The 20,520-nt window shown below is 61.4% G+C and carries 27 protein-coding genes and 1 pseudogene; 15 read left to right on the top strand and 13 right to left on the bottom strand.

Translation table 11 applies throughout. The features are described from left to right. The first annotated feature begins 281 nt into the window (after positions 1-281). Positions 282-1,085, top strand: coding sequence for a glycosyltransferase family 25 protein (locus FHT69_RS18900; RefSeq protein ID WP_097542787.1), 804 nt, complete (start codon positions 282-284; stop codon positions 1,083-1,085). A 136-nt stretch (positions 1,086-1,221) separates the two neighbouring features. Here the strand turns inward: FHT69_RS18900 and FHT69_RS18895 are convergent, their stop codons facing one another. Then, positions 1,222-2,622 carry a sensor histidine kinase gene (locus FHT69_RS18895; RefSeq protein ID WP_097542921.1) on the bottom strand — a complete coding sequence of 467 codons (1,401 nt, stop codon included), beginning with the start codon at positions 2,620-2,622 and terminating at the stop codon, positions 1,222-1,224. Between the two features lie 58 nt (positions 2,623-2,680). Beyond that, on the bottom strand, positions 2,681-3,364 hold the full coding sequence (locus tag FHT69_RS18890) for a winged helix-turn-helix domain-containing protein (protein ID WP_097542920.1): 684 nt from the start codon (positions 3,362-3,364) through the stop codon (positions 2,681-2,683). Positions 3,365-3,681: 317 nt separating this feature from the next. Here FHT69_RS18890 and FHT69_RS18885 point away from each other — a divergent pair, with 317 nt between their 5' ends. Together FHT69_RS18885 and FHT69_RS18880 are read left to right on the top strand one after the other, a co-directional pair. After that, positions 3,682-3,894 (top strand): hypothetical protein, encoded by a 213-nt coding sequence (locus FHT69_RS18885; protein WP_183904302.1) that lies wholly within the window; start codon positions 3,682-3,684, stop codon positions 3,892-3,894. Positions 3,895-4,046: 152 nt separating this feature from the next. After that, positions 4,047-4,304 carry a GlsB/YeaQ/YmgE family stress response membrane protein gene (locus FHT69_RS18880; RefSeq protein WP_183904303.1) on the top strand — a complete coding sequence of 86 codons (258 nt, stop codon included), beginning with the start codon at positions 4,047-4,049 and terminating at the stop codon, positions 4,302-4,304. Between the two features lie 358 nt (positions 4,305-4,662). Here the strand turns inward: FHT69_RS18880 and FHT69_RS18875 are convergent, their stop codons facing one another. From FHT69_RS18875 to FHT69_RS18870, 3 genes and pseudogenes are all read right to left on the bottom strand, one after another. Continuing rightward, a complete protein-coding gene (locus tag FHT69_RS18875) occupies positions 4,663-5,052 on the bottom strand; it encodes a response regulator (protein WP_183905794.1) in 390 nt (129 codons plus the stop codon). 166 nt (positions 5,053-5,218) lie between these two features. Next, positions 5,219-5,358: pseudogene (locus FHT69_RS34825) on the bottom strand (histidine kinase); the annotation flags it as partial. Positions 5,359-5,375: 17 nt separating this feature from the next. Next, entirely contained in the window at positions 5,376-6,074 is a 699-nt protein-coding gene (locus FHT69_RS18870; protein WP_183905793.1) for a TetR/AcrR family transcriptional regulator, read from the bottom strand. A gap of 175 nt (positions 6,075-6,249) precedes the next feature. On the opposite strand from FHT69_RS18870, the gene FHT69_RS18865 reads away from it, so the two are divergent. After that, on the top strand, positions 6,250-6,738 hold the full coding sequence (locus FHT69_RS18865) for a RidA family protein (RefSeq protein WP_183905792.1): 489 nt from the start codon (positions 6,250-6,252) through the stop codon (positions 6,736-6,738). 107 nt (positions 6,739-6,845) lie between these two features. On the opposite strand, the gene FHT69_RS18860 is transcribed toward FHT69_RS18865, so the two are convergent. Both FHT69_RS18860 and FHT69_RS18855 read right to left on the bottom strand, forming a co-directional pair. After that, positions 6,846-7,439: a DUF308 domain-containing protein gene (locus tag FHT69_RS18860; protein WP_063476548.1), complete on the bottom strand. Its 594-nt coding sequence runs from the start codon at positions 7,437-7,439 to the stop codon at positions 6,846-6,848. A gap of 69 nt (positions 7,440-7,508) precedes the next feature. Next, positions 7,509-8,099 (bottom strand): TetR/AcrR family transcriptional regulator, encoded by a 591-nt coding sequence (locus tag FHT69_RS18855; protein WP_047614076.1) that lies wholly within the window; start codon positions 8,097-8,099, stop codon positions 7,509-7,511. Between the two features lie 197 nt (positions 8,100-8,296). Between FHT69_RS18855 and FHT69_RS18850 the strand changes: the two genes are divergently transcribed. From FHT69_RS18850 to FHT69_RS18840, 3 genes are all read left to right on the top strand, one after another. Continuing rightward, positions 8,297-9,016 (top strand): SOS response-associated peptidase, encoded by a 720-nt coding sequence (locus FHT69_RS18850; protein ID WP_047614460.1) that lies wholly within the window; start codon positions 8,297-8,299, stop codon positions 9,014-9,016. Positions 9,017-9,091: 75 nt separating this feature from the next. Beyond that, a complete protein-coding gene (locus tag FHT69_RS18845) occupies positions 9,092-9,412 on the top strand; it encodes a hypothetical protein (protein WP_097542782.1) in 321 nt (106 codons plus the stop codon). After that, entirely contained in the window at positions 9,409-9,642 is a 234-nt protein-coding gene (locus tag FHT69_RS18840) for a hypothetical protein (protein ID WP_183905791.1), read from the top strand. Before FHT69_RS18845 ends, FHT69_RS18840 begins: the two co-directional genes overlap by 4 nt. A gap of 47 nt (positions 9,643-9,689) precedes the next feature. On the opposite strand, the gene FHT69_RS18835 is transcribed toward FHT69_RS18840, so the two are convergent. Continuing rightward, entirely contained in the window at positions 9,690-10,517 is an 828-nt protein-coding gene (locus tag FHT69_RS18835) for an oxidoreductase (protein ID WP_183905790.1), read from the bottom strand. A gap of 80 nt (positions 10,518-10,597) precedes the next feature. Here FHT69_RS18835 and FHT69_RS18830 point away from each other — a divergent pair, with 80 nt between their 5' ends. Next, the gene (locus FHT69_RS18830; RefSeq protein ID WP_183905789.1) at positions 10,598-11,536 is read left to right on the top strand and encodes an AraC family transcriptional regulator; all 939 of its coding nucleotides are present in this window, start codon (positions 10,598-10,600) and stop codon (positions 11,534-11,536) included. 79 nt (positions 11,537-11,615) lie between these two features. On the opposite strand, the gene FHT69_RS18825 is transcribed toward FHT69_RS18830, so the two are convergent. Next, positions 11,616-12,218: a TetR/AcrR family transcriptional regulator gene (locus FHT69_RS18825; protein WP_183905788.1), complete on the bottom strand. Its 603-nt coding sequence runs from the start codon at positions 12,216-12,218 to the stop codon at positions 11,616-11,618. A gap of 51 nt (positions 12,219-12,269) precedes the next feature. Between FHT69_RS18825 and FHT69_RS18820 the strand changes: the two genes are divergently transcribed. The 3 genes from FHT69_RS18820 (at position 12,270) to FHT69_RS18810 (ending at position 13,677) form a co-directional block, all read left to right on the top strand. Beyond that, positions 12,270-12,719: a VOC family protein gene (locus FHT69_RS18820; RefSeq protein ID WP_183905787.1), complete on the top strand. Its 450-nt coding sequence runs from the start codon at positions 12,270-12,272 to the stop codon at positions 12,717-12,719. Between the two features lie 128 nt (positions 12,720-12,847). Continuing rightward, complete coding sequence (locus FHT69_RS18815) at positions 12,848-13,321, top strand: nucleoside deaminase (protein WP_183905786.1); 474 nt, start codon at positions 12,848-12,850, stop codon at positions 13,319-13,321. A gap of 152 nt (positions 13,322-13,473) precedes the next feature. Then, complete coding sequence (locus FHT69_RS18810; protein WP_047614086.1) at positions 13,474-13,677, top strand: cold-shock protein; 204 nt, start codon at positions 13,474-13,476, stop codon at positions 13,675-13,677. Between the two features lie 17 nt (positions 13,678-13,694). Here the strand turns inward: FHT69_RS18810 and FHT69_RS18805 are convergent, their stop codons facing one another. Further along, positions 13,695-14,051, bottom strand: a complete 357-nt coding sequence (locus FHT69_RS18805; RefSeq protein WP_047614087.1) for an ArsR/SmtB family transcription factor — start codon at positions 14,049-14,051, stop codon at positions 13,695-13,697. A 107-nt stretch (positions 14,052-14,158) separates the two neighbouring features. Here FHT69_RS18805 and FHT69_RS18800 point away from each other — a divergent pair, with 107 nt between their 5' ends. Beyond that, entirely contained in the window at positions 14,159-14,905 is a 747-nt protein-coding gene (locus tag FHT69_RS18800; RefSeq protein WP_047614089.1) for a glucose 1-dehydrogenase, read from the top strand. An 86-nt stretch (positions 14,906-14,991) separates the two neighbouring features. Here FHT69_RS18800 and FHT69_RS18795 read toward each other — a convergent pair whose 3' ends face one another. Further along, positions 14,992-16,782 (bottom strand): ABC transporter ATP-binding protein, encoded by a 1,791-nt coding sequence (locus FHT69_RS18795; RefSeq protein WP_183905785.1) that lies wholly within the window; start codon positions 16,780-16,782, stop codon positions 14,992-14,994. A gap of 362 nt (positions 16,783-17,144) precedes the next feature. Continuing rightward, positions 17,145-17,855: a helix-turn-helix transcriptional regulator gene (locus FHT69_RS18790; RefSeq protein WP_183905784.1), complete on the bottom strand. Its 711-nt coding sequence runs from the start codon at positions 17,853-17,855 to the stop codon at positions 17,145-17,147. A gap of 88 nt (positions 17,856-17,943) precedes the next feature. On the opposite strand from FHT69_RS18790, the gene FHT69_RS18785 reads away from it, so the two are divergent. After that, the gene (locus FHT69_RS18785) at positions 17,944-18,342 is read left to right on the top strand and encodes a VOC family protein (RefSeq protein ID WP_183905783.1); all 399 of its coding nucleotides are present in this window, start codon (positions 17,944-17,946) and stop codon (positions 18,340-18,342) included. Between the two features lie 241 nt (positions 18,343-18,583). On the opposite strand, the gene aac(6') is transcribed toward FHT69_RS18785, so the two are convergent. After that, entirely contained in the window at positions 18,584-19,036 is a 453-nt protein-coding gene (gene aac(6'), locus FHT69_RS18780) for an aminoglycoside 6'-N-acetyltransferase (RefSeq protein ID WP_047614093.1), read from the bottom strand. A gap of 299 nt (positions 19,037-19,335) precedes the next feature. Between aac(6') and FHT69_RS18775 the strand changes: the two genes are divergently transcribed. Both FHT69_RS18775 and FHT69_RS18770 read left to right on the top strand, forming a co-directional pair. Next, positions 19,336-19,713 carry a hypothetical protein gene (locus FHT69_RS18775; protein WP_183905782.1) on the top strand — a complete coding sequence of 126 codons (378 nt, stop codon included), beginning with the start codon at positions 19,336-19,338 and terminating at the stop codon, positions 19,711-19,713. A gap of 280 nt (positions 19,714-19,993) precedes the next feature. Further along, positions 19,994-20,371 (top strand): hypothetical protein, encoded by a 378-nt coding sequence (locus FHT69_RS18770; RefSeq protein ID WP_097623269.1) that lies wholly within the window; start codon positions 19,994-19,996, stop codon positions 20,369-20,371. Positions 20,372-20,520 lie beyond the last annotated feature (149 nt).

The raw sequence follows: 20,520 nt of genomic DNA, 5'->3' as shown, positions 1-20,520 counted from the left end.
AGCCAAGGATCATCCGGTGCGGCACGCAGTGGGTCGCTATCGTCATCGAAGGCGCGTTGGTTGCATTCTGATCGGGGGAAGGGAAGGGCCCGCTGCGTGTCGCAAGAGAGCTGGTAGCGCGGCATTCTTACGCGTCCTTTGCCGGGACTATACCAATCCGTAAGAATGCAGGCCTGGGCACTCTGCCGGCCACTTTACGAAAATGTATAGCTGGGGCGAGGTCCCCGTGAGGATTGGAGCGCAGCTTGGCGCCGTCATTGCCAAGTCGAGGTAGCTCTCTCATGAATATGCGCGCCGCACCTGCCGCCCTTATGCCGGCCATTCATCCGGTCAGCCTGCGGGTCAACACCTACCTGATCAATCTCGACCGTGCGCCATTGCGCAGATTTCGAATGGAGCGCCTGCTGGCAAGCGTCGGCCTTGCCTTCGAGCGCGTGGCCGCGGTCGATGGCGCGGGCCTAAGCCTGCCGCATCCGGGCTTCGACGAAGCGGCCTATCTCAGCCGGCACGGCCGCCGGCCGAACCCTTTCGAGATCGGCTGCTATCTCAGCCATGTCGAATGCGCCAGGCGCTTCCTCGCCAGCAATGCCGAGTTCGCGCTCATTCTGGAAGACGATCTCGATTTCGATGACGATCTGGCCGAGCTGCTCGATGCCGCCCTCGAGCACCAGGCGCGCTGGGACATCCTGCGTCTGTCCACCGTCAGCTCCGGGAAAAAGCACAAGGTGGAGCCGCTGACCGCGTCGCGCTCGCTTGCCATCGCGCTCACCCGCGAGAAGGGGTCCGGCGCCTATCTGATCAATCGCAACGCGGCCGGGTGGATTGCTGGCGCGCTTCTGCCCATGTGCCTGCCCTATGATCTCGCCTTCGATCTGGAGTTCGATGAGGGGCTGAGCGCCTGCTTCGTTGAGCCGGCGCCGGTGAGCCAAAGGGCGGATCCCTGTTCCCAGATACAGGCAGGGCTTTCGGCATACCGGCTTGGCCGCCGCCGGCCATGGAGCGTCCTGCCCTATCGCACGGCCGCTGAGGTGCGCCGGTTTGCGCGCCGCTTGCGCCGTCTCGCGGCTTGGAGGGTGAGCGGCTAGAACCGCTCCCCTGGGGATGAGCGGCTAGAACCGCTCCCCCGGGGATGAGCGGCTAGAACCGCTCCCCTGGGGATGAGCGGCTAGAACCGCTCCCCTGGGGATGAGCGGTTAGAACCGCTCCCCCGGGGATGAGCGGTTAGAACCGCTCCCCCGGCATCAGCGGGAAGCTGACCGAAACGATGAGACCGGGATGATTGTCCGCCATGGTGATGTCAGCCGAATGCAGCTCGGCGATGGCCTTGACGAGGCTGAGTCCGAGGCCGCTTCCCGGTGTCGTGCGGCTCTTGTCGAGCCGGTAGAGACGCCGGAAGACCTTGTCCCTTTCGCCGGCGGGAATGCCGGGGCCGCTATCGGCGACCGAGAGGACGGCGCGGCCGCCCTGGCGGCGGAGCGAAACCGTGATGTCGGTTCCGGCCGGGCAGTGGTTGATCGCGTTTTCCACCAGGTTGGCGATCATCTGCGTCAACAGATCGCGGTCGCCCCAAATGAGCGCGGGACAGCGCTCCGCGATCGTCAAGGACTGGCGCGCATCTTCCGCGACATCGACATAGACTTCGGAAATCACGGCCAGCACGGCATCGATGTCGGTCGCCTGGAAACGCTCCTTGCGGGCGCCGGCCTCGATCTGGGAAATGCGCAGCAGCGCCTCGAAGGTGGCGTTGATCCGGTCGCTCTCGTGTCTCGCATCGTCCAGCAGAGCCGAAACATCCGCCTGCCGGTCATTTCCAGCCACCGCGGCATCCAGCGTCAGGCGCAGCCGGTTGAGAGGCGTCTTCAGATCGTGGGCGATGTCGGCGCTCACCTGCCGCATGCTCTCGACCAGTCTCTGCAGCCGCTCCAGCGCCGCATTGATCTGGAGCGCCACCATATCGAGATCGTCGCCGTTGCCGCTGATGGCAATGCGGGCGTCGAGCGCGCCGTGCGAGACGTCGTTCATCGTGTGGGCGACGCTGTCCAGCCGCGCCTGGGCACGAACGGCAAGAAAGACGCCGCCGCCGATCGCCGTCGCCACGACGATCGCGGCGGCCCATTCGAAGCTCACCAGCACGATCCTCAGCATCTCGTCGACATCGTTGAAGTTTTCCGCCACCACCAGGCTGTAGGGGCCGACGGTCGACACCTGCATCCGATAGCGTTCATGCCCTTTCAGCCCGACATCGCCTGAGGTGACGGTATAGACGCCGTTCGGGATGCGGGGTGCGGCGAAATTGCCGGCAAGTTTGCGCCCGCCTGCATCGGTCAGCGAATAAAGCCCGTCGGAGGTCGATTGGAAGCTCGCATAATTGTTCAGCGTGTTGACCAGATCCTCGGTGTCATTGGGTTCGTAGGTCGAGACGATCAGCGAATTCATCTCGCCCAGCGACTGTTCGAGATCGCGCGCAAGGCCGAGGCGCAGCATGTGATAGATGATCGTGCCGCTCAAGATGAAGGCGACGACGAAGAGCACGCCGAAGGTGACGGCAAGCCGGAACGGCGTGCTCCTGCGCAGGCTGGAGCATGATGCCGAAAAGTGTGCGCGGTTTTCGGACGACATCATGCTCTTGCTCTTTAGATTGCGAACAGGATTTGAGATTTTCACGCCGATGGGCCTGAAATCATCCTGTTCGAGGCGCATGCAGGCTGTATCCGGTGTTGCGGACGGTGTGCAGAAGCTGGGCCTCGAACGGCTTGTCGACCTTGGCTCTCAGCCGGCTGATATGGGTCTCGACGACGCTGGTCTTCGGATCGAAGTGGAAATCCCAGACCCGTTCCAGCAGCATCGTCTTGGTGATGACCCGGCCTTCGCCGCGCATCAGCACCTCGAGCAGGGTGAATTCGCGCGGCTGCAGCTCGATCATCTGCCCGGCGCGGCGGGCCTCCCGGCGGATCAGATCGAGCTCGAGATCGGCAACCTTCAACACCGTCCTCTGCTCCTGCACCGGCGGGCGGCGGCCAAGTGCATTGACGCGCGCCAGGAGCTCGGAGAAGGCGAAGGGTTTGACCAGATAATCGTCGCCGCCCGCCTCCAGCCCCTCGACCCGATCGTCGACGCCGCCGATCGACGTCAGGAACAGCGCCGGTGTGCCGACCTTGGCAGCCCTAAGTGAACGCACGATCGCCAACCCGTCGAGGCCCGGAAGCATGCGATCGACGACGATAACGTCATAGGCCTCGCGCTGCGCCTGAAACAGCCCGTCGCGGCCGTCGTCGAAGACGTCACAGACATGCCCTGCCTCGGAGAAGCCCTTGGCGATATAATCGGACGTCTTCGTATCGTCCTCGATAAGCAGGATTCGCATCAGCCCGATCCCCGGCATGCCTGGATGGCGAGATTTAGCCGAGAGCACGGCTTGGCCACAACTTACCGATTGGTAAGGTGATGGGGGAGGAGCGGCTACAGGCGCACCGGGCGCCAATGGTTTCCCGCCTTTCTCTGGACGACGGCGACAAGCCGCGCCACGGGCCGAAGCGTCCGCAAGAAAGCGGGATGAATGACGATCGTCGACGCCGCCGATCGATGTCAGGAACAGCGGCGATGTGCAACGAAACGCCAGGCGGAAGCCGCCGCCCGGCTATCAACGGCGGTGGGAACTGTCGGACAGAGGAGGAGAAGGTCATGAGCAAAAATAACTGGAAAGTCGGGCTTCGCGCCAAGCTGGCGCATCTCGTCGACGACTGCGTTGAGGCCGGGGCCAGGCAGCAGGACGTCTTCGATGCGATCATCAAGGAGATCGGCAATCTGCGCGCAGCCCTTGAGCGCGACCTCGATCCCGTGGACGACGAGGTGATAGAGGAACCTTCCAACGATTGGCCCGCGGCCGACAAATGACGGATCAGATCGCGAGGCGCACATGACCGCTGGGGGCGGGGGCTTATGGAACCAACTGGCGCCGCCGAAGGTTATAGTCTTGTCGCTTGGTAATCGGTTTAGCTCGACCTGCGAGACGCGATAGCCGGCGTATTTCACAATGGGGAATTGCTATGGAAAATGCAGGTATCGGCTGGATCGCCGCAATCATCATCGGCGGCATTGCCGGCTGGCTCGCCGAATTGCTGATGAAGAGCAACATGGGCGTGCTCATGAACATCATTCTCGGTATTGTCGGCGCCATCGTCGCCAACTTTATCCTGTCGCTCTTCGGCGTCGTCCTGGGCGGCTGGCTGGGTTATCTGATCGCGGGCTTCATCGGAGCCTGCATCCTGATCGCCGTTGCCAGAATGGTCAGACGTACGGCCTGATGGAGCCGAGGCGGCCCGCCCGGCCGCCTTCAGCAAGCTCTCGGGTCGCGCTCACGCGCGGCTTGAGGCGCGGCAGTTCCGTGTCATAGCGCGCGCCGCGAATTGCGTCGTAGCGACCAGCCGTGACTGAATTCAGAAGAGACGATCGACAAATTGCTCGGTCTCCCACGTCCTGAGGAAATTCCTGAGGAAATGCGCTTCCCCCGGCCAAAGGATATATGCGCCCACAAAAACACCGACAGGTCGTGGGCGAGAGCTACGATCGACTTTGCGGTTCGCGCGGTGATGTTTTCAACATCGCTGCGGACTTCGGCGTCTTCGACAACGCGCCCACAATGGCTTGTGGGGGAGAAAACACTTAATTTATCCACTCATCATTCCCGATCGACAGCAGATGGGCCATTGCGTCGGTAATCACGTGGTTGTCGTAGGGTTTGGAGAAAAACCGGCTGCCGGTGGGGAGACTGCTCTCTTCGAGGATGGCTTCGCCGGATGCAACAATCAACCTGACGGGCGGCCACCGATCCCTGATGTAATGAGATAGCTTGATGCCATCCATCGTGCCGGGCATCTGAACATCGGTGAAGACCAGATCGACATCGTCTCGCGACTCAAGAATGCGAATTGCCTCGTCCGCATCACACGCCTCCAGCGCTTCGTATCCCGCAGAGAGCACCAGATCGACGGCACCCATCCGAATGATCGTGCTGTCTTCGACGACCAGGACGACGGCCTTGCCATTTTTCATCGCTCACTCGGCCAAATTGGAGTGTGAACCTCATGGGGCTCCGCTAGTGTAGCGCTTGGGAAGCCAATCGGTTCCTACGCGGCCGCAGAAATGTCGGTTTGCAAACCGGCGCTTTCCCGGTGGCTGATTGTGACGGCCGTGCCGGGGACGGTCCCGAGGCCAGCCTTTGGGGTCTGGCAAAGCTGAGCGAAGCCGGTACGAAGTTTGACTTTACCGCCGTAGGAGGTCGAGAGTTGCCGTTGCAGGCCCGCAATCGACATGACCCGGTGATGGGTGCCTGCGCGCTTCCGCCGACTGGATCCGGCGGTGATGATGACGAATGCTCATTGTCTCGGAGCCAGGCCGTCGAGCAGGAAATCGAGGCCTTTGCGGAAGGCGCCGTCCCAATCATTGTCGAGCAGCAGGCGGGAACGTTCGATTGTCGGATAGTGTTGACTGAGATCCGTCAGGCGCTTCTGCGCGGCGGCCCTGTCGTCGTCCGAGAGCTCGAAGTTCGCCCGGGTGATGGTGGCGCCGATCACATAGTTCCAGAGCGACCATATCGCGACGTTCAAATCCGCGTCGGCGACACCGGCTTTGGACAGGGTCTTGCCCAGCAGTTCCAGGCGGCTGAGGATGTTCGGGCCGAGCGCCCGGCGTGGCAACAGCGATGCCGACCAGGGATGGCGCAGCATGCCGGCGCGCCAGTCTTCGAGCATATGGATGATTTCCCCGCGCCAGTCCTGGGGCGCGACGATCTCAGGCGGCCGGCGATATTCGAGCACCGCGTCGAGCGCCAGATCGAAGACCGCCTCCTTGTTGCCGACGTGCCAATAGAGGCTCATCGCGCCCGCGCCGAGGCGATCGGCGAGCCGGCGCATCTTCAAGCCGTCGAGGCCTTCGGCATCCAGCAGTTCCACCGCGCTCGCCACGATCCGTTCCAGCGAGAGGGGCGCTTCGCCGCGCGGCGCCTGCCCGGGCCGGGGTGAGGCGACCGTCCGTCGAGACTGTTTGCTCTCAGCGCCGCTGCGTTTGGCTGCCATCCGTGTTCCCTAGTGATCAGAACGCCGATCTAAACCGACAATGCCAGGAATGTCGATCCTGACCGATTGACTCGTACAGCGTACGATGACATTGGATCGTACATTGTACGAGTCATTCAATCCTGCCGGCCGCGAGGGTCGTTCCTCGCAATCCCCAGATCCCGAAAGAAAAATCATGTCACGCGCAATCAATCATCTGCTTATCGGAGGGCTCATCATCATGACCATGGCAATTCCCACTGCGACGACAGCCAATGCGAAGGATCTCAAGCTTGAGATCGTCAATCCGAAAAACCTCTACGACCCGACGCCGAATGGCTACAGCACGGCGGTGATCGTGCCCCGCGAGGCCAGGCTCGCTTATATCTCCGGGCAGGGCGGCCAGGACGGGACGGGGGCCTTATCGCCCGACTTCGCCGTCCAGGTGAAGCAGGCTTACGCAAATCTGCGCACCGCTCTCGAGGGGCTCGGCGCCAGGCCGGATCAGGTCGCCAAGCTCACGGTTTTCGTGGTCGATCACGACATGTCCAAGCTTGAGGTGTTGACCAGGAACGTCAAGGACATGTTCGGCGAAACCCTGCCGGCGCAAACGCTGATCCCCGTTCCCAAGCTGGCGATCGACCCCATGCTCTTCGAGGTTGAAGCCGTCGTCATTCTGGAATAGCGGCGGGGCGCAGGTGTGAACGACACGGACGTTCACCCCGCGCTCTGTCTTCCCAGGGCCTGTCCCGAGGATGGACTCTGGCCGCCATCGGCCGCGGGCATGACGGCTCAGGCCCGCTTCCGCCGCATCTGCGTGACGCTCCGCCAGACGGCCGAAACCAGGAAGTAGAAGGCGCCGAGGCCGGCATATCCGGCGATATTGGCAATGGACGGCGGTTCCGGCATGCGTGCCTGGGCGATGAAGAAGGCCCCCGCCACCGCGGATTGACCGCCGCTGAGGACCATGGCCCACTGGCCGCCATCGGTCTTCCAGCGCCGGATCGCGGTTGTAAGCTGCAGCAGCCCGGAAAAGATGGCCCACAGGCCAAAGACGCCGAGAACCCAGTTCATGCTCATCGTCAGCGCGACGATCACGGCAGCTGTCGTCACCGCGCTGACGATGACGTTGACCGCCTGGCTGCGGTTGTTTGCCAGGCCGCCATTGCGGGCTGCGTCGACCAGGTTGGCGGCGGCATCCCAGGCCGGATAGAGGATCAGCAAACCCGCCGCGAGGGCAGGCGACTGGCGCCCGACCGTCAAAGCCGCCGCCACCCAGATTGCGGAAAAGGCTGCGCGCGAGACATAGTAGCGCGTCAGCCACTGTTCCCGATCGCCAGATGCGATGGTGGTTTGATCATTGGCGGGGAGAATAGCTCTGGTCATTTTGTCTTCCTACTAGTTGGTAGTTTCACTGGTCATAGGAGTCGCTCCGGGCTTATGTCGCCGGAGATCTTATCGAGTGGCGGTCGGAGACAGGCGCTGCAAGGTGGGCGCCAGAATGGTGGCGAAGATCTCCGGAGCCCCATAAGCCCGGGCTGACAGCATGGCGCCATGGACGGAGGCCATGAAGGCCTCAGCCTCGACGCGCGGTTCGCTCGACAGTCTCAAGCTCCCGTCCTTCAAACCTCGTTCCATCACCGAGGTCAGCCATGTCGAAGCAAAGCGGAAAAACGCCTTGACCTCGGCCGCGACCTCCGGCGGCAGCGCCGGCAGTTCGCTCGCCAGCAGGGCGCAGACGCAAAAAGGCCTGCTGGCGTCCTCGATGCACTGGGCCCAGTGGCCGGCATAGGCCTGGAGAAGCGCCAGCGGATCCCGCACCTGCTGCTCGAGGCCGGCGATACCCGCTTCGGCATCTTCGCGATATCGCACGACAAGCGTGCGCACCAGGTCGGTTTTGCTCGGAAAATGGTGATGGATGCTGGCCTTGCGAATCCCGACGACGGCAGCGATATCGGCATAGCTGAAGCCGTTATAGCCTCCGGTCATGATCAGTGCGCGGGCGGAAGCCAGGATCTCGTCGGACGTCGTCAAAAGGTTGCTCATGGCTTTTGATCTACCTTCCAGTAGGAAGGCTGTCAAGCCAAATGCGGAATTTCTCCATCCCCTTGGTCGGAGCTTGACGGACTTCGCCTTGATACGGGCGAAAAGCGTTGGCGGCGTCGGTTGTAGCGACCGGCCTTGACTCGCCTCCAATACCCAGAACATAATCAGAACATCTAATATGCGGAATGGAGTTCTGGATGTGCGGCCGCGTCTACATCAAGACATCGCTTGAGGAACTGGTGCGCAATTTCGCCTTCGCAGAGCGCGGCGCGATCGATGCGCTCGGGAACCGATTTCCGCGCTATAACGGCGCGCCGACGCTGGATTATCCGATCATCATTCGCGACATGGTCCGCGAGCCGGATGTCATGGGGCCGGTGTTCGCCTCGGCACGCTGGGGGCTGATGCCGGCATGGATGAAGCCGGGTGGCCGGCCGCCGCCGATCAATGCGCGCTGCGAGGGCATTGCCACCAATGGCCTGTTCCGCTCGGCTTACAGATCGCGGCGATGTCTGGTGCCGATCAACGGTTTCTTCGAATGGAAGGATATCTTCGGCACGGGCAAGAACAAGCAGCCCTATGCGATCGCCATGGCCGACGGCTCGCCCTTCGCGCTCGCCGGCATCTGGGAGATATGGAAAGATCCTGCCGGCATCGAGATCCGGAACTTTGCGATCGTGACCTGTGAGCCGAATGCGATGATGGCGCAGATCCATGACCGCATGCCGGTCGTCCTGCACCGCGAGGATTACGAGCGCTGGCTGTCGCCGGAGCCTGACCCGAACGACCTGATGAAACCGTTCCCGGCGGAGCTGATGACCATGTGGCCGATCGGCCGCAATGTGGGTTCGCCCAAGAATGACACGGCTGACATCATCGATCCGATCGACCCCGATCCGGAACCGACGCTGATCTGAATTCACCGGCTCGGGCGGGAGCCATCCATCAACGATGCGGTCAAAGAGATACCTCGCGAGAGGACAGGACGACGCATGCCAGAACAAATCACATGGAAATCGTGGGAACATGTCAGTGGCCGAGAAATCAAGTACAAATGGCGGCACGCCTGGAAGGAGAAAGCCGGCGACGATTACGTCGCTTTTGACGGCGATACCCAGATCGGAAGGATATTCCGGTCACAGGCAGGCGGAGGGATCGATAATCGCTGGTTCTGGATCGTGGCGGCTGACGGCAGCCATCGATTGGATTGGCCATCGGCCGGATACGAGGACAGCGCCTATGTCGCCTCGAGGCGGCTGGAAATGATCTATGAGAGCATCAAGAGCGGGAAATCAAGGATGGCGCAGCCATGAGCATTGAAGGCCATTCGAGCGCGCCCGGCGCCAATGTGATCGTCGAGCATTATTGCGAGCACCGGCTTGCCGACGGCACACGCTGCAAGGAATGGGGAGGCTGGGGCCACAGCCCATCCCCGGCCGTGCCGACGCGCTGGTGGTGTTGGGAACACTTCCCGCACAAGACATTCGAACAGGAACAGGCGTTCAGGCGGAAGCTGGAGGCGGCCGGGAAAATCATCCACTGAAGCTGGCTGATGATCCCGCGTTGAAGCGGAAAGCAAAGCCTCTGCCCTCAGCCGTCGGTCGAGACGGTGACGGATTTCCACGCCTCGATCTCCTGCTGCAGGCGAGCGATCCTGTCCGACACGTGGCTGAGGGCGTCGCTGCCGAGCAGAAGCTGCGGCGGCGGATTATCGGATTCGACCAGCTCCAGCACCGCCGCCGCCAGTTTGGCGGGGTCGCCGAGCTGCTTGCCGCTGACGGCCTGTCGCGCCTGGCGTATCGGATCGAAAAGGGCGTCATAGTCGGCGATGGACCGCGCTGTGCGCACCATCGATCGTCCGGCCCAGTCCGTCCGGAAGGAGCCGGGGCAAAGGGTCGTCACATGGACGCCGAACGGAGCCATTTCCGCACGCATCACCTCCGATATGCCTTGAAGCGCAAATTTGCTGCCGCAATAATAAGCGATGCCGGGCATGGTGATCATGCCGCCCATCGAGGTGACGTTGACGATGAACCCGCGGCGTCGCGCGCGAAACCGTGGCAGAAATGCCTTGGCAACGGCGACGGCGCCGAACACGTTCACGTCGAACTGCCGCCGCATCTCTTCGATCGGCGACTCCTCGAGCACGCCCTCATGGCCGTAGCCGGCATTGTTGATCAGCACGTCGACGGGCCCATGCTCCTCCTCCGCCTGCCGGACGACATCATCGATACGGTCGAACGCGGTGACGTCGCAGAGGACCGGCCGCAGGCCAGGCAGGGTTTTGGCGAGCGCTGTGCGCGAGGCTTGCGAGCGCATGGTGCCGATCACCCTGTGGCCGGCCTGGACTGCCGCAGACGCGATGGCCAGCCCGAAGCCGGAATTCGATCCGGTGATGAAAAAGGTCTTTCGTGACATCGGCAAACATTCCTTGATTGAGGATGGGATTTGACAAATAGTATGAAGAACCCGGTGCTTCGATGGCGGATTCTCTGAATATGTTGCCAAATTCTATGTCAGGCGATCGCGACCGGTCGAAGCGGCGAGAGATCGTCGCGTTGGCCGGAGGCCTCGCGCCGCGTCACGGATACAATCCGACCGCGCTCAATTCCGTCCGCATCTTGCGCACCGAAGCCGTGCTCCACGACATCCCGGTGCTCTATAAGCCCGGCGCGGTTTTCGTCTTGCAGGGCAGCAAGCAAGGCATCCTCGAAGGCGAGGTCTTCCTCTATGACGAGGAGCATTATCTGGCGGTGTCGCTGCCTGTCCCATTTCGGATGACGTCGACGGCCAGTCCCGAGCGGCCATTGCTGGCGGTCTATGTCGAGTTCGATATGCAGATGGCAGCCGAGATCGCGCTGCAGGTGGAACAGCATGCCGAACTGCCGGGCGACGAGCCGAGAAGCCTCGTGTCGAGCAGGATGGATGGCGATATCGAGGATGTCCTGCTGCGCCTGCTGACGGCGCTACGCAGCAGCGTTGAGATTGCCGTGCTTGGCGCCGGCCTTCTGCGCGAACTGCATTATCGGGTCCTGGTCGGTCCGCAAGGCGGCGCAATGATCGCCGCCCTCCAGCAGAAAGGCAGATCCGGAAAGATCATCCGGAGCCTGGCCTGGTTGCGGGAAAACTATGGCCTGGAGATTGCCGTCACCGATCTGGCAAGAGAGGTGGGCATGAGCGTTCCCTCCTATCATGTCCATTTCAAGGATCTGACCGGCAACAGCCCAATGCAATATGTCAAAGCGATGCGGCTTCACGAAGCAAGATTGATGATCGCGCGCCGGACGAGAACGATCGCCGAGGTCGCGGCTTCGGTCGGCTACGCCAGCCCGGCGCAGTTCAGCCGCGACTTCAAACGGCATTTCGGGCGCACCGCCTCGGAAGAGATCAAGTGGGTCCAGCGCCACCTCGGCGAGCCGGGTGACGATCGCGGCTAGCTCGTTTGGTCGGCCGCCTGCGCAGCGGCGGTCAGCCGGCAGGCGGGATACTGGCGCCGCCGATGGCGATGTGAGGATTTCACGTGCCCGACGGAGCAACGGCCCGCAACGCGGTCTTGACGATCGCATCGCCGAACTCCGGCGAGACCGGGCGATGGCCGACCAGCAGCCGGAAGAAGACCGGTCCGTAGATCATGTCGAGCAGCGCCTCCATATCAGGCGGCGCCACGATCTCTCCGCGAGCCAGAGCCTGCTCCAGGATGACACGACCGGCGTTGCGGCTCGACAGGATCACCTGATTGCGGAAGGCCTTGGTGAATTCGCTTTCCGGATCGGCGGCCGCAAGTGCCATGGTGATCTGCCGCCCGCGCGTGCTCGCAAAGGCCGTCACCAGTCCGCTCATCTGCGCGCCGAGAGCCACCTGTGCCGTGGCCCCGCCAACCTCGGCTTCCGGGAGCCGGTTGACCAGAAGTGCGGCCATCGCCAGTTCCTGCGCATTGGCCCAGGAGCGATAGATCGTCGGCTTGCCGACACCGGACCGCGCCGCCACGGCTTCGATCGTCATGCGGCCGAAACCTTCGGCCATCAGGATTTCATGGGCGGCCTCCAGGGCGCGCCTCTGCGCGGCAGCGCTTGGCGGCCGCCCTCTTTTCCTAGGTGTTGCACTACGCTCTTGACTCATATCATTACGATACGTAACGTTATTAAAGAAACCAGTCAAGGAGGATCATCCATGCCGAGTTTTGCCCGAAAAGTGAGCGCCTACTTCATCGTCAAGGATGCGGCACGCGCCATCGACTTCTACAAGGAGGCTTTCGGCGCCACGGAGGTCTTCCGCATGACCGATCCCTCGGACGGGCGGATCGGCCATGCCGAGCTGCGTTTCGGAGAGACGCTGATGATGTTGGCGGACGAATATCCGGACTTCGGCGCCCTGTCTCCCGATACCGTCGGAGGCTCGCCGGTGACTTTCCACATGGACACGATGTCGACCGACGCCGCACTGGCGCAGGCGCTGTCGGCCGGGGCGACGATGTTGCGCCCGGCGACCGACCAGAGTTTTGGCGAGCGGGTGGCGCAGGTGCTTGATCCCTTCGGTCATCGCTGGATGTTGTCGCAAACCATCGAGCAGGTCACGCCCGAGGAGATGCAACGCCGCTGGAGCGAGGACATGTCGGCGTGAGCGCCGCCGCGACGAGATGAGAGAAAATGACGGTTGTGGCTAGAGATCGCCAACTTGAATCTGATTTGCGGCCTTGGAAATCCCACCGATTCAAGACAAGATCATCTCGCTCTAGCGGGGGGACCCTGATGGAAAACCACGAGCCGTATTTACGCGAGGCGATCGCGCTCTCGAAATCCGCGATGGAAGGCGGCGACGAACCATTTGGCTCGGTGCTGGTGAAGGACGGCGAAGTCATCCTGCGCGCCGAAAACAGCGTCTTCACCGGCCACGATATGACGAACCATGCCGAGATGAACCTGGTTAAACTGGCCGCACAGCACTACGACACGGCGTTTCTCGCTGACTGCACGCTCTACACCAGCACCGAGCCCTGCGCGATGTGCTCCGGGGCGATTTACTGGTCGGGCATCGGGCGCATGGTGTTTGCCTGCTCGGAAACACGGCTTGGCGAGATCGCCGGGATCGGCTTGAACGTGCCGAGCCGGGCGGTGCTGCAAACCGGCGCGCGCAACGTCACCGTGGTTGGCCCGACGAACCTCGAAAACGAAGCCGCCGAAGTCCATCAGCAATTCTGGCCGAAGCATCTGGGCAAGGCTTAGAGCGCTTGCGTCCTTTGACGCGCTCTCTCGGTCACAATCATGGGCACAATTGAAGCCCAGATAGCAGTGATCTGCATGCTCGCCATTGATAGTCGAGCGCTGGCGCTGTAGCGTCCGCTTCGCAATCCGGACGAACGAAACAGGAGGCTCTTATGCCAACGGGTACGGTTAAATTCTTCAACGACGACAAGGGCTTCGGCTTCATCACGCCTGAGGGTGGCGGACAGGATGTGTTTGTTCACGTCTCTGCCCTGCAACGCGGCGGTTCGCTCCGCGAAGGCGATAAGGTCAGCTTCGAGGTCGGACAGGACCGCAAGACCGGCAAGTCCAAGGCTGAGAACGTCTCGGTCCTCTGACCGGGCGGCAATGCCGACTATTGAGGGGGCGTTCGCCCCTTCAACTGCCCGGGAAACTGGCCGTAAGCGGTCAGAATGGCCTTGATCAGGCCCGGGAAGCGTTCGTCGAGCTCCGCGCAGCGGGTTTGATTGAGCATCTCCACACCCTGGCGCTCGCTGACGATCAGCCCCGACTCCCGCAATACCTTGAAATGATTCGACAGCGACGACTTCGGGATGACGCGCTCCCCGAACTCCGCGAGGGCAGAACACGTCCTGCCGCAGGCAGCACCGGCAAGCTGCGCGAAAATTGCGGCGCGCTCCGGATCGGCAAGCGCATAGAGAATCGCTTCGGGCCGGATGTCCTCTAATGCTGGGTGAAAGAGCGGTCGCATAAATTTTATATAGCCGCACTTGACATCAAGATCAATAGTTCCGAATTTCTGAACTACGGAACAAGGCCGCCACTCCCGACGGCCGTCCGAGTCAAAAGGAATTCGATATGGCTAAGCTCACGGGAAAGGTTGCCGTGGTCACCGGCGCCTCCAAAGGGATCGGCGCTGCGATTGCCAAGGCTTTTGCGGCAGAGGGTGCACAGGTGGTGGTGAATTACGCTTCGAGCAAGGCCGGAGCGGACGCCGTGGTTGAGGCGATCCACGCGGCCGGCGGCAAGGCCATCGCGGTCCAGGGCGATGTTTCGAAAGCCGAACAGGCACAGGGACTGGTCGATGCTGCGGTCAAGCAGTTCGGCAAGCTCGACGTGCTGGTCAACAACTCCGGCGTCTATGAATTCGCGCCGATCGAAGAGGTGACCGAGGAGCAGTATCGGCGCATCTTCGACGTGAATGTTCTGGGCGTTCTGCTGACCTCCCAGGCCGCGGCCAAGCATCTCGGCGAGGGCGGCAGCATCATCAACATCTCGTCGGTGGTCACCAGCCTGGCGCCGCCGGCCTCTTCGGTCTACACGGGCACGAAGGGCGCCGTGGAGGGCATCAACAGCGTGCTTGCCAAGGAGCTCGGCCCGCGCAAGATCCGGGTCAACGCCATCCTGCCCGGGATCGTGGAGACCGAAGGTACGCACACCGCCGGCGTCATCGGCTCGGATTTCGAGCAGACCTTGGTGGCCCAGACGCCGCTCGGCCGTACCGGCCAGCCGGACGATATCGCCGGCGTCGCGGTCTTCCTCGCTTCCGACGATGCCCGCTGGCTGACCGGCGAGCGCTTGGCCGCCAGCGGCGGTTTTCGCTGATCGTCCAATGCCCGCGTGCGCAGTGATGGCGCACGCCGACACCAATGCAGAAAGGAAACGCCAGAGCATCGCTCTGGCGTTTCGGTTCAGGCCACCAGGCCCTTGGTCAGTTCCAGCGCCTGCCGCTCGAACAGCCGGCGATAGATGCCGTCCTTGAGCCGGATCAGCGCCTGATGGTCGCCCTCTTCGACAATCTTGCCCTTGTCGAAGACCAGCAGCCGGTCCAGCGCCCTGACCGTCGACAGCCGGTGGGCGATGACAAGCGTGGTGCGGCCGTGCATCAGCCGTTCCATGGCCTGCTGGATCTGCACTTCGCTTTCGCTGTCGAGGCTCGAGGTCGCCTCGTCCAGGATCAGCACCGGTGCATCGGCCAGGAAGGCCCGGGCAATGGCGACACGCTGCCGTTCGCCGCCCGACAGTTTGACGCCGCGTTCCCCCACCATCGTCTCATAGCCCTTGGGCAGGTCCATGATGAAGTCGTGGGCGCTCGCCTGTTTCGCCGCCTGCTCGATCTCGCGCCGCGAGGCGTTCGGCCTGGAATAGGCGATGTTTTCCGCCAGCGTGCGGTGGAACAGGATGGGCTCCTGCTGCACGATGGCGATCTGGCCGCGCAGGCTGGATTGCCTGACCCCTGATATATCCTGCCCGTCGATGCGGATCGCACCCGACTTCACGTCGAAGAGGCGCTGGATGAGCTTGACGAAGGTCGTCTTGCCCGAGCCCGAATGCCCCACCAGACCGACGCGCTCACCCGGCTTGATGGTGACCGAAAAGTCCTCATAAAGCGGAGTGGGATGCGCGCCATACTGGAAGGTGACGCGATCGAAGACGATCTCGCCCTCGCCAATCCTGATCGGCGTGGCGTTCGGCCTGTCCTCGATGCCAAGCGGCATCTTGTCGAGCAGCACCAGCTCTTCCATATCGTTGACGGCACGCTGCAGGTTGCGGATGTCCTGGCCGACATTGCGCAGATAGCCTTGCAGAACGAAGAACATCGCCAGCACGAAGGTGATGTCGCCTGGTGTCGCCAGCCCCTTTTGCCACATCACCAGGCCCGTTCCCAAAATGCCGGCCTGCATGGAAACCATCATGAAGCCCTGGATCGTGCCGCTCAATGTGCCGCGCTTCCATGTCCGCCGCGTGCGGCTGTCCCATCTGGCGAGCACATGGCTCAGCCGCCGCTCTTCGCGGCTCTCGGCGCCGAAGGCCTTGACCACCGCATTGCAGCTGATGGCATCGGCCAGCGCACCGCCGAGCTTGGTGTCCCAGGCATTGGCAAGCCTTGCCGCCGGCGACACGAAACCCATGGAAAGCGCCACGGTCACGCCGATATAGACGAGCGACCCGACAGCGACGATCAGGCCCATGACCGGCCAATAGCTGCCGAGCACGATGCTGGCGCCGACCAGCATGACGATGGACGGCAGCAGGGCGACCAGCAGCAGGTCGTTGAGCGCGTCGAGCGCCCACATGCCGCGGGTGATCTTGCGCACCGTCGAACCGGCAAAGCTGTTGGCGTGCCAGTCGGTGGAGAACCGCTGCACCTTGTGGAAGCCGTCATTGACCACATCCGCCATGGTGCGCAGCGTCAGCCGGATGATGCCGTTGAAGATGAACCAGCGCAGCGCCACGCTGGTCAGGCCGAGCGCCACGACGATGACGAAGGCGCTGAGCGCACCATCCGCCGCATTGCCGCCGGCAATGGCATCGACGATCCGGCCGGAGAAAACCGGCACCATGACTTCGGCCAGCGTGCTTGCAATCACCAGCACGATGATCGCGCCCACCAGGACAGGCCGGTGGCGCCAATGATGGAAAACAAAGCCGAGCACATGGCGATAAGCATCGGCGCGGAAATCGAGCTTCTTGCGAGTCATTTTAATCGCTCGGCCCCGTTTCGGCGGCCGGTCCTCAAAATAGAGAGTTGGATGGCACAGCCCAAACGGGAGACAAACTGATCCCGTCAGATCAAATTGGGCTGTGAGGGAAGTGAAACCGCATGGCGCGCGCTTAAGGCGGGCCGCGAATGGAAATGACCTACTGTCGGGACATTCCGCACGGGAAGACTTCGATGATTGCTAGTGTCATGCAACGCCTCCCTTGTGTTCGATCTGAAACGGTGACCATTTTGTAGCGAATGAGATTGCCGTTGCCAAGCGGGTTTTTACAACCTTACGGAAAGTGATGCGCAAACGACACAATTGGGGGACTGGGAAAAGGTCATAGATACGCGCAACGATCACTGCGCCCCACGGGATTTCCGCATTTCGGCATCGCGCCACTGCTGCCATTGCTGCCTCAGCTTGCTCCGGGACATGCCGATGGCTTCATTGAGAATCTCGACTTTGAGAATCCGTTCGGTGCGGAAATGGCGGAAGGCTTGTTTCGATTGGCACCACGCGATCAACAGGCTGTGCGTGTTGTCATAGCCGAGAAGCACAGGCCAGACGATGCGGCGGGTGATCGTTCCATCCGCCGCGCGATAGTCGAGTTCGAGCTTGCGGCCCTCCCTGATCGCCAACCTCAGCGGACGCGTATCGCGTGTCGCATCGCCGCCGACGACATCATCCGGTTTGATGCCGACGGCAGGTTGGTCAATATAGGGAAGAAGATCCTGCGGCATGACCGATGTGATCTTCGCCATCACATCGCCGGCGGCATTCCGCATGGCCGCGTCATTCAACCTTGCCACCATTTGAACGCCGAGCACGACGGCCTCGATCTCGTCGGGCGTCAGCATCAGGGGCGGCATGTCATATCGGCGATCGAGGACGTAGCCGAACCCCGCTTCGCCCTCGATCGGAACAAGCTGGGCCATCAGGTGTGCGATATCGCGGTAGACGGTTCGCCGCGCGACCTCGAGTTCCCCCGCAAGCTCGGACGAGGTCACCGGGCGGCTCGACCGTCGAAGAATCTGGATGATCTGAAAAAGCCGATCCGCTTTTCGCATGCCTGATGACTCCTGCTGCCACAACGCTGTCAGCACGGCTATGGCACAAAAGCAAGGAAAGAGACGCCGCACAGCCAAGGAGAAGATCATGAAGTTCGCATCCACCCGCCTTATTGCCGCGGATATCACAGGCATGGTGGCCTTTTATGAGCTGGTGACGGGCTGCCGCGCCGACTGGCTTGCACCCGTCTTCGCCGAGATCGTCACCCCCGGCGCGAGCCTCGCAATCGGCAGCGCGCAAACCGTGGCCTTGTTCAGCGAGGGCAGTGCGGAGCCCGGCGCCAACAGGACAGCCATTCTCGAGTTCATGGTCTCGGACGTCGATGCGGAATTCGCGCGGCTCAAGGACCAGGTCACGGTCGTGCACGCACCCAAGGATTTGCCATGGGGCAACCGGACGATGCAGATTTCCGATCCCGAGGGCACACGCGTCGCCCTCTATACACCCGTCACCGACGCCGTGAGACGCCGTTTCGCCGGCCGTTGATCGGCCGACGCTGATGGGGCCGGAGCTTTTGTTTGAGGAAGTTCCGCCCGCAGACGACCGCAACCAGCGCGGCGCGTCGGCTGCTTCCGGCCCGAACCGGTCATGGGCCGTCGCAAAAATCCGCCGCGAAACTCCAACTTTTAGAGTTTTGCGGCGAGCATCCTTGAACGCGGGAAAGACCGGAGTATCGCATAAGCCAGGATTTGTGCGGCGAACCATCCCGTGGAAGGGCAACTCCGGCCTATAGTGGCTTTCGGAAGAACACGACGCGCTGTGTCTCCTCAAATCCTAATGCGGTATGGAGCGCATGGCTGGCGGAATTCTCTATCGGCGCGTCAGAGCCAAACTCAACACACCCAAGCGACTTACCCCAATCGGCAACGGCATTGCAAAGCAGCCGTGCGATACCCTTTCGCCTGTCAACGGGCCTGATATAAATCCCTTCGAGGAATAGAACGGGCGAACTGCTGCATCCATTCACATAATCACGTCGCAAAGTGGCCTCAGCAAACCCGACAGCTTCATTCGCAGCATTTCGAGCGATGAACGCGACGGCGTCTCCACTTTCTGAAAGAAACGCCAGGCCCAACTCAGCGCGATGATATTCGAGCGAGTGATGCGGCCACAGCGCAACGCGAAGTTCCGCCCACGGCTCAACATCTTTTATGGTCCCAATCGCGATAATCGATTCCATAGTGAGGTTCTCTTTTGTCGCGAAATTCCCGATTAAAGCGACAGTTGTTTTCCTGACTTTTGCAACGTCGCAGAATAGACGGTTTTGCAATGCCGGCAATGTCCGGCATTGGCGCATTCCGGCCGGGACGAAGCTCTTGCATAAAAGCACAGCTACGCAGTCATTGATGATCGCGGGGCCGCTATCGGCCCCGAAGCGGTCATCAGTCGCAACCGAAAGTTAAGGTTCAACCGACAAGTTCGGGCACGGGGCGCTGAGTATGTGATATCGATCGCGTCCGGTGTCCGTCGAGAGTCGACATGAAATTTCGGTTGATTGCAGTATTTCTGATTATCTTGCCAACTGTTTCGACCGCGCAAGAACACAAGCGTCGTTTTCCCAAATATCAATTCTTCTATTGTACGGCCGTCCATATGAAGCTGGCCGAAACCTACGGGAAAACAGGTGATACGGTCGCCGAAGCCCTTCACACCCTAGAGGCGGACTTTCTGTACCAAAAAGGAAAGAATGACCTTGTTGAGATTGGAAAGTCTCCGGAGGACGCCGATAGGCGAGTCCAAAAACGGGATGGCATTGATAATGAATTGCAGAGTACGCCAAACAGGACTCGGATTATGCTGCGCCTCTGTAACTCATTCTTTCCAGAGCGAGCGAACCGGCCCAGAAATCGGGCGTAGAAATCTCTGCGTGAGAGACCCTGGTGGCGGGCCGTCCCTAAAGCATCGAAAGGTCAGGCGGAGCATGATCACATCGATGATAACACCACTATTGTGGCATCGATTATGATGGTTGGTGTCTATGGGCATCGAACGGAGGGCCAGTTGGTCGATACCATTCGCCTCAGGGCGCGTTGTAAACCGTGATTCACTTGCGGCTTCGACGGCAGGGCGGCTGACCGGCCTGCAAACAGACCGTTATCGTTATTGGAATTTTCGAATTTTGTACCGAGGTTCATGAATGCAACTTCTCTCTTTGCTAATCCTTTTCCGTGACGGCTTTGACGATTTGACTGCGCTACAAGCCGCGCTTGCCCAGTACCGTGAACCCCTTAGGCAGGTCGCTCCGGACCACTTGAAATTCGGTGCACCGGTTGAACTGGACGTTCAATTGGCCAGCGAGAGCGACGTGCTGATTGAATCCCAAGAGATTGCGGAATTTTTCCCTCATAAGGACAGCAGCGAAATTGCACTCTGCAATCAGCGTATCGAACTGTCATGGGAGATGAAAGCCGATCCTGGCTTGATCACAAATCTCATCGGTTTTGTGCAGCCTGAGGTACGTCGCCTGGTCGGCAAGTGTTGGACTTTCGACCCCGCCGGGGGCGCGTGGTTTTAACTGCCCCGCAAAATTGACGACGGCTCGAAGCAGTCACGGGCATAGTCCGACTGACTCAGAAAGGTTTTAGGCTCTCGCTGTTCCGATCCATATCGAGGCGACCGGTGTTGCGCTAGCCGGGTGGCCAAGGCCCGCGAGTGCTTCGCGCA

The organism is Rhizobium sp. BK008 (assembly GCF_014197345.1).
In the GTDB taxonomy this organism is placed as follows: Bacteria; Pseudomonadota; Alphaproteobacteria; order Rhizobiales; family Rhizobiaceae; genus Rhizobium; species Rhizobium anhuiense.
This window is presented reverse-complemented; position numbering and strand designations above follow the sequence as displayed.